Raw genomic sequence first — 361 nt, 5'->3', positions numbered from 1 at the left:
CGCCCTCGCCCGCGGACTGAAGAACTTCCCCGACATCGCCGACGCCGTCAACACCGGCGTCATGTCCATCGACCATGCCGCCCTCATCCTCGACTTCGCCGAAACCCCACCCCACGACCCCCTCCCGAGGGCCCCGACATGGCTCGAGCAGCGCTGATCACCGCCGCGACCGGACCCGAAGCCCGCACCGGACCCCTACGCGCAGCCATCACCCGCTTGCTCGACCTCTACGGCGGCACCACCCCACCCGCCGAGGACACCGACCGCAACGAACTCTTCGCCTCGAAAACCCTCAACGGACGAATGATCATGAAAGGTGGCTTCGATGCCGTCACCGGCGAAAAACTCCTCACCGCCCTCT

The 361-nt window shown here is 66.8% G+C and carries 1 pseudogene; it reads left to right on the top strand.

Going from position 1 to position 361, the window contains the following annotated elements:
* Nucleotides 1–138: 138 nt before the first annotated feature.
* A pseudogene (locus ACOQFP_RS13240) lies at nt 139–361 on the top strand (HNH endonuclease); the annotation flags it as partial.

The sequence above is a fragment of the Rhodococcus sp. MALMAid1271 genome (assembly GCF_049195265.1).
Classification (GTDB): domain Bacteria; phylum Actinomycetota; class Actinomycetes; order Mycobacteriales; family Mycobacteriaceae; genus Rhodococcoides.
The sequence above is the reverse complement of the archived record's forward strand: the minus strand, read 5'-3'. Positions and strand labels throughout refer to the sequence as shown.